We start from the raw sequence: 6,888 nt of genomic DNA, 5'->3' as shown, positions 1-6,888 counted from the left end.
TGAGCCCGGATCGCCCGCGCCCATGCCGCCCGACACCGATCCCGCGACTTCCGTTTCCTTTCTGGGCGACGCCTTCGGCTGGCTGTTGGCCGCCCTGGTCGGCTTGGTGCAGCTCGCAGGCTTCGCCTTCGATGGCCTGTTCTGGCTGATCGGCTGGATCTGGTGGCCCTTCGGCCAGGTCCTCGGCTTCCTGCTCGGCCTCGGCTACGACGCCTTTGCCTGGGCCGGCAGTGCCCTCTACGCCTGGTGCGCCGAGGCGGCGCCGGGCGTGCTGCCCTATTTCGACCTGCTCAGCTTCGGGCCGGACGGCTGGGGCGACGAGTTGTGGGCCGGCTTGCAGGTGACGTTGAAACTCGCCGTCGTCTCGCTGGCGATCGGCCTCTGCATCGGGCTCATGGGGGCGGGGGCCAAGCTCGCACCCAACAAGGTTTTGAACCGGATCGGCAACACTTATACGACCCTGATCCGCGGCGTGCCCGAACTGCTGACCCTGTTCATCATCTATTACGGCCTGCAATTCTCGATCCAGGGCGTGCTCTATCTGCTCGATCCGCCGTCTCTCTGCGCCGCGACCAACCTCGGCCCCAAGCTCGGCAGCCTCGGCCTGGCCGAGACGGCGGACTGGCTCTGCGCCTTGACCGGCTTGCAGGTCAGCGGCTTCGCCGCCGGCGTGATCGCCTTGAGCCTGGTCTTCGGCGCCTTCGCGACCGAAGTGCTGCGCGGCGCCATCCTGGCCGTGCCCAAGGGCCAGCTCGAGGCGGCGCGGGCGATCGGCATGACCCGCGCCCTGATGATCCGCCGGGTGCTGCTGCCCCAGGTCTGGCGCTATGCCCTGCCGGGGCTCGGCAACCTCTGGCTGATCATGGTGAAGGATACTTCCCTCGTCTCGGTCATCGCGCTCGACGAATTGATGCGCAAGACCTCGATCGCGGTCGGCGTGACCAAGCAGCCCTTCCTCTTCTATGGCGCGGCCTGCCTCGTCTATCTCTCGGTCACCGGGGTTTCCATGATCGCTTTCGCCCGGATCGAGCGCTGGGCCTCGCGCGGCGTGCGCCGGGCCTGAGGGAGAGACGATGGATCCGACCGCCGCCACCCCGCCCGCCGCCCCGGCGCCCGAACCCGGCCTCTTCGACACGGTCCTGGGCCTGATCGGCGATGTCCTCTATGGCATCTATTGGGTGTTCGCCCAGGTGATCTCTTCGGTGGTCTGGGTCTTCTCGTCGATCAAGCAGGGCTTGCGCGAAGTCTGGCTCTTCCTCGGCGACATTCTGTCGCCCGTGCTGGATCCGCTCGGCGTCGCCATCAACGACTATCTGCCCGTGCTCGGCAAATATGGGCCGAAGCTGGTCGAGGGCCTGTGGACGACGATCGAGATCGTCAGCGTCTCCCTCGCGGTCGGCGGGCTGCTGGCGATCCCACTGGCGCTGTGCAGGACCTCGCGCATCGGCCTGCTGAAGGGCTTCGCCACCACCTATATCTTTTTCTTCCGGGGCACGCCGCTGCTCGCCCAGCTTTATCTGATCTATTACGGCTCGGGCCAGTTCCGGCCCTTCTTCGAGCAGGCCGGCCTGTGGCCCGTGTTCCGCGAAGCCTATTGGTGCGCGCTGATCGCCTTTTCCATGAATACCGCCGCCTATACGGCGGAGATCCTGCGCGGCGGCATCCAGGCGATTCCGGTCGGCGAGATCGAGGCGGCGCGTTCCCTCGGCATGGGGCGGCGGCTCCTGATGCGCCGGGTGATCCTGCCGGGCGCCTATCGCATCGCCCTGCCGGCTTACGGCAACGAGATCATCCTGATGATCAAGGGCAGCGCCATCGCCTCGATCGTCACCATCCTGGACCTGATGGGCCAGGCCAAGCGGGCCTATTCCCAGTCCTTTTCCTTCGCCGTCTATTTCTATGCGGCGCTGATGTATCTGGTCGTCACCTTCATCCTGACGCGCGGCTGGAAAAGGCTGGAAGATTGGCTCAATCCCCAGCGCCGGCCGCCTGCCTATGACGGGCCGCCTTCCGCCAAACCCTGATCAGTCGCGCCAGAAGCGTTCCTGGACCAAGACTTCGGCCCATTGGCTGCGCAGCGATTTCCGCTTGCGGTCGAGCCCCGCGCCATAGAAGCCGGCGAGCGCCCCTTCGGCATAGGAGCGGCCGGCGTCGGCCTTGCCGAGCGTGCCGATCAGGCGCTGCGCCACCGACATGTCGTTGAGTTCGCCCAGGAAGTCCTGCAGGCCGGCGAGCCCGTCCAGGAAGCGGCGGACGTCACGGGCGTCGAACAAAGTGCCGAAGAATTCGAGGGCATAGCGCAGCCGCTTGATCTCGATCCGGAGCGCGTGGAGCTGTTCGGCGTCGAGCTGCATGATGCGCCGGCCGCGCTTGCGCACGCGCTTGAAATGGCTGTTCAGCACGTCGCGGGCGAAATCGATCACCGGGGCGGCGAGGCGCGCCTCGTCGCCGCCCTCCTGCCAGCCGGCGGCGGCGACATAGCGGCCGAGCGAGAGCGCGAGCACGGTGTGGCGCTTCTCCGCCAGCGCCCGGCGGGCCAGGGCATAGCCCTGCTGGCGCTCGCTCTCGGCCTGGAGCAGCACGCGGTCGAAGCGGTGGTCGCTGCCCAGCGTCTTGAACACCGGGCCGGCGACATCGTGGATGAAGACGTCCCAGTCGCGCGCGGGGCCGAGGGCGTCTGCCAGCCACTTCACCTCGTTCGAGAGGCTGGTGGCGGGTTCCGGTCCGAGAATGGTGCGGAACAGCTTGAAGCCGGAGCGCAGGCGGCGCAGGGCGACGCGCATCTGGTGCACGCCCTCGATGTCGCCGCCGTCCAACACGGCTTCGACATTGGCCAGCCACTGGCCGGTGCAGTCGCGCACGATGCGGCCGAAGGCTTCGCCGGCCGGCAGTTCAGGCGCCAGCTCCAGCTTCGACGCCTTGGCCGGCGCCGGCGCCTTGCCGGCGGCGAGGCGGGCGCCCCGCTCGGCCTTGGATTCGACGATGATGCGGGCCGGCACTTCCTCGGCCACGGCCAGGGCGAGGGTGAAGAGATCGGCGGCATGGCCGCCCTTCAGCTCGAATTCGACTTCGGAGATGGGCAGTTCGCCCTTGTCCTCCACCCGGATCGCACCCTCGTCCAGCGCGACCTCGACCTCGCCGCCGCCCTCCAGCGCCAGGCGGCGCAGCGAACGGCGGAAATCGGTCGAGAACACGGGGATCAGCTTGTCCGGGCCGAGCGGGCCGAGGTTCAGTACGATGTCGACCGTGCCGGGCGGGAAGGCGGCCAGGTCGGGCACCGGCTGGCGGCTCTCGATCTCCCATTCGCGGCGGGTGGCGAGGCCGGCTAGGCTCTTCACCGGGACCTTGACGCCGTGAATGCGCCGCCGCCCGTCTTCGCGCACGCGAAGGGTCACCTTGGCCGCCGCCATCTGGCGGTCCGGCGTGTCGAAATAGGTGGTGCGCAGCTGGCGGGTGACCAAGGGGGCCAGGGCGCCGCGGGAGAGCACGGGCAGGCGGCGCAGGCGTGCCAAGTCTTCCGCCGCCACCCCCAGTTTCAACTCGACTTCCGAGCCCATCAGACCAGGTCCTTCGGTATCACGAACAGTTCCAAAGACCCACTGTGCCGCTTCAAGTCGCGCCAGCGGCCGATGGGCATGCGGAGGACGGCGAGGCCGGCGGTCGGGAATTTGGCCGCCAGCTTTTCTTCCATCGCCGTGCCCTTGTTGTCGATCAGGGCGGCCGCCAGATCCTCGAGCCCCGGGTTGTGCCCGATCACCAGGACGCAGGAGGCATCGTCGCCCAATTTGCGCAGATGCTCCAGCAGCACCGCTTCGGGCGCCAGATAGAGCTCGCGCTCGATCAGCACCGGCGCCATGTCGCCGAGGACAGACTGCACGCGCACCAGCGTCTCGCGCGTGCGGCGGGCGGAGGAACACAGAATGATCTCGGGCAACAGGCGCTCGTGACCCAGGAATTGGGCCACCAGGCTGGCCGCCCGCTCGCCCCGCTGATTGAGCGGGCGGTCGTGATCGTCGACCGACGAATCGTCCCAGCTCGACTTGGCGTGGCGCAGCAGAAGGATGGTCTTCATCGGAAATCCGCTCGTGGCGACGGCATCGGGCTCATACTGTGGGGGCCGAGACTCGGGCAGGTCACAATAGCCGCGCCATGCGGCAAATTGGTAGCCCGGGGTAAAATACATATGAAAAATGAGCAAAAGGCGGTCACTTGAAAACCCGCGCGTGAATTGCCTTTGATGGTACCGGCAGGCGCCGGCGGCGCCACCCTAGCGGTATCAGGAGGCAATCCGATGACTCTCAGGCTCGGCGACATCGTCCCCGATTTCACCCAGGACTCGACCGAAGGCCCGATCCATTTCCACGACTGGCTGGGATCGAGCTGGGGCATCCTGTTCTCCCACCCCAAGGATTTCACCCCGGTCTGCACCACCGAGCTCGGCTATACGGCCCGGCTGAAGCCTGAATTCGACAAGCGGAACGTGAAGGTCCTGGCCCTTTCGGTCGATTCTGTCGACAGCCACAAGGCCTGGGTCGGCGACATCGCGGAAACCCAGGGCACGGCAGTCAACTACCCGATCCTGGCCGATGTCGACCGCAAAGTCTCCGACCTCTACGACATGATCCACCCGAACGCCAACGATACGCTGACGGTGCGTTCGGTCTTCATCGTCGATCCCAACAAGAAGCTCCGCCTGTCGCTCACCTATCCGGCCTCGACCGGGCGGAATTTCGACGAGATCCTGCGGGTGATCGATTCGCTTCAGCTCACCGACGGCTATTCGGTGGCGACGCCGGTCAACTGGAAGGACGGGGAAGATGTCATCATCGTCCCCTCGCTCCAGGACCCGGCGCTGATCGCGCAGAAATTCCCCAAGGGCTACAAGGCGCTGAAGCCCTATCTGCGGCTCACGCCGCAGCCGAACCGCTGAGGGCGCGCGGTCAGAGCTTGCGGTAGCGGGCCTCGACCGCGCGTTCGATCGCGGCCGCGGTGAGCCGGTCGACCTGCAGCCCGTCGCGCACGAGCTGCAGGAGGCGCGCCTCGTGGATCGCCAGCTTGGCGTCGACCGCGGCGAGTTCGCAGGCCAGCGCATAGCCGGTGTCGTGCAGCCCGTCGGGCAGGCTGCCGCTGACCATTTTCAGCACTTCCTCGAGGCCTTTCGGGGCGTGCAGCATGGCACCGCAAGCCCGGGCCGAATCCGGCAGCTTGTTGGTGTCGTAACCGCGGAAGGCCGGCAGGGTCTTCACGATCTCGCCGATGGTGTGCAGCTCGGCATTGGTCATTTCGCCATCCACCGCGGCGACGCAGACCATCACCCAGATCAGCGCGTCGTGGGGATTGATACGCTCGGTCATCGTTTCTCGATCCCGTTTTCTTCGACCGGCAGCAATAGAGGATCGCCGCCCCCGGGGCAAGCAGGCTCCGGCCGCCGGCGTCCGGCCAGGGTGAGGCCGAGGGCCGCGAGCAGCAGGATCGAGGCCAGCCCGAAGGCGAGGCGGAAGCCGGCCAGGATCGCTCCCGGGGCGGCGCTTGCCGTATCGCCCGCGACGGCGGCGAAGACCGTGCCGAGCACGGCGGTGCCGGCGATCAGCCCGAGGTTGCGCGACAGGCTGAGCAGGCCGGCGACGACGCCACGCCGCGCCGGCCCGGCACCCGCCACCACCGCGGTATTATTGGCCGCCTGGAAGAGCTGGTAGCCGGGCGTCAGCACGGCGATCCCCAGGATGTAGCCGGGAATGCCGGCAATGCCGGGCAACAGCCCCAGGGCCAGCGCCCCCACCGCCATGGCGCCGAGGCCGAGGCGTACCACCGCGGGCGCCCCCAGGCGGTCGACCAGACGGCCGGCCGGCACGCCGCTGACGATCGATATCGCCGGCCCGATCGACAGCACGGCGCCGACCGCGGCGCTGCCGAGACCGAGACCGCGGGCCAGGGTGAAGGGGCCGATCAACAGGGTCGCCATGATCGCCGCCGAAACCGCGACATTGGCGACCAGGCCGACCGTCAGCGCGCGGTCGCGGAACACGGCCGGCGGCACCAGGGGCGCCGGCACGCGCCGCTCGACCATTAGGAAGGCGGCCAGGCCCACCGGGGCCAGGGCGGCCGGCCAGCCGGCCCCGTCGAGCGTCGCCGCCAACGCCGCGGCGGCGAGGGTGAGGCCGAGCAGGACGGCGCCGGGGGCGTCGAAGCCGGCGGCGGCGGCCGGGCGCGCGCCATCCTTCGGCAGGCGGCGCCAGGCCAGCAGCAGGGCGGGCAGGCCGACCGGCACCATGACCAGGAAGACCGCGCGCCAGCCGGGCCCGGCCAGCAGCAGCCCGCCCAGCGACGGGCCGAGGGCGGTGCCGATCGCCGACATGGTGCCGAGCAGGCCCATGGCCGCCCCGGTACGCGCTTCCGGCACCGACTCGCGCACCAGGGCGACGGTCATCGCCATCAGCGCGGCGCCGCAGATCCCCTGCAACGCCCTGGCCGCGATCAGCAGGCCGAGGCTCGGCGCCAGCCCGCACAGCACCGAAGTCAGCACGAAACCGCCGAGGCCGAGCAGCAGCACCCGGCGGCGGCCGAACAGGTCGCCGGCCCGCCCGGCGCCGACGATGGTGACGGTGATCGCCAGAAGATAGGCCAGCACCACCCATTGGACAGGGCCGAAAGGCGCCCTGAAATCGGCCGCCAGGGCGGGCAGGGCGATATTGGCGATGCTGGTGCCGAGCGAGGACAGCAGCATGGCCGGGGCCAGGGCGGCCATGGCCCCCCGGGGTTCGTGTCGATCCATCGTCATTTCCGTCACCTCGATCTTGGCCGATCGAGGGTAGAGCGTGGTTTCATGGGGCGGCATGCGCACGATATGCACTGAATCAGTGCATGAAGCGCCACATCAAAAGGGCGTTC

At 68.5% G+C, this 6,888-nt stretch carries 7 protein-coding genes; 3 read left to right on the top strand and 4 right to left on the bottom strand.

From position 1 onward, the window contains the following. Both WC493_RS14965 and WC493_RS14960 read left to right on the top strand, forming a co-directional pair. On the top strand, positions 1 to 1,063 hold a 1,063-nt coding region (locus WC493_RS14965), incomplete at its 5' end, for an ABC transporter permease (protein WP_373066337.1). Positions 1,064 to 1,073: 10 nt separating this feature from the next. Further along, positions 1,074 to 2,024 (top strand): ABC transporter permease, encoded by a 951-nt coding sequence (locus WC493_RS14960; protein WP_373066336.1) that lies wholly within the window; start codon positions 1,074 to 1,076, stop codon positions 2,022 to 2,024. Here WC493_RS14960 and WC493_RS14955 read toward each other — a convergent pair whose 3' ends face one another. Both WC493_RS14955 and WC493_RS14950 read right to left on the bottom strand, forming a co-directional pair. Further along, entirely contained in the window at positions 2,025 to 3,557 is a 1,533-nt protein-coding gene (locus WC493_RS14955) for a CHAD domain-containing protein (protein ID WP_373066335.1), read from the bottom strand. Further along, positions 3,557 to 4,072 carry a histidine phosphatase family protein gene (locus WC493_RS14950; protein WP_373066334.1) on the bottom strand — a complete coding sequence of 172 codons (516 nt, stop codon included), beginning with the start codon at positions 4,070 to 4,072 and terminating at the stop codon, positions 3,557 to 3,559. Before WC493_RS14950 ends, WC493_RS14955 begins: the two co-directional genes overlap by 1 nt. 219 nt (positions 4,073 to 4,291) lie before the next feature. Between WC493_RS14950 and WC493_RS14945 the strand changes: the two genes are divergently transcribed. Beyond that, the gene (locus tag WC493_RS14945) at positions 4,292 to 4,930 is read left to right on the top strand and encodes a peroxiredoxin (RefSeq protein ID WP_373066333.1); all 639 of its coding nucleotides are present in this window, start codon (positions 4,292 to 4,294) and stop codon (positions 4,928 to 4,930) included. 10 nt (positions 4,931 to 4,940) lie between these two features. On the opposite strand, the gene WC493_RS14940 is transcribed toward WC493_RS14945, so the two are convergent. Next, on the bottom strand, positions 4,941 to 5,354 hold the full coding sequence (locus tag WC493_RS14940; protein ID WP_373066332.1) for a tellurite resistance TerB family protein: 414 nt from the start codon (positions 5,352 to 5,354) through the stop codon (positions 4,941 to 4,943). Then, positions 5,351 to 6,835 carry an MFS transporter gene (locus WC493_RS14935; protein WP_373066331.1) on the bottom strand — a complete coding sequence of 495 codons (1,485 nt, stop codon included), beginning with the start codon at positions 6,833 to 6,835 and terminating at the stop codon, positions 5,351 to 5,353. Before WC493_RS14935 ends, WC493_RS14940 begins: the two co-directional genes overlap by 4 nt. Positions 6,836 to 6,888 lie beyond the last annotated feature (53 nt).

Origin of the sequence: Zavarzinia sp., from assembly GCF_041650655.1 — a bacterium.
In the GTDB taxonomy this organism is placed as follows: Bacteria; Pseudomonadota; Alphaproteobacteria; order Zavarziniales; family Zavarziniaceae; genus Zavarzinia.
Note: the sequence above shows the minus strand (reverse complement) of the source record. Positions and strands in the feature narration are given on the sequence as shown.

Excerpts from the sequence above, each read along its gene's own strand:
- WC493_RS14955 (WP_373066335.1), bottom strand. The coding sequence starts at position 3,557 with ATGGGCTCGGAAGTCGAGTTGAAACTGGGGGTGGCGGCGGAAGACTTG.
- WC493_RS14940 (WP_373066332.1), bottom strand. The coding sequence starts at position 5,354 with ATGACCGAGCGTATCAATCCCCACGACGCGCTGATCTGGGTGATGGTC.
- WC493_RS14960 (WP_373066336.1), top strand. The coding sequence starts at position 1,074 with ATGGATCCGACCGCCGCCACCCCGCCCGCCGCCCCGGCGCCCGAACCC.
- WC493_RS14950 (WP_373066334.1), bottom strand. The coding sequence starts at position 4,072 with ATGAAGACCATCCTTCTGCTGCGCCACGCCAAGTCGAGCTGGGACGAT.
- WC493_RS14935 (WP_373066331.1), bottom strand. The coding sequence starts at position 6,835 with ATGCCGCCCCATGAAACCACGCTCTACCCTCGATCGGCCAAGATCGAG.
- WC493_RS14945 (WP_373066333.1), top strand. The coding sequence starts at position 4,292 with ATGACTCTCAGGCTCGGCGACATCGTCCCCGATTTCACCCAGGACTCG.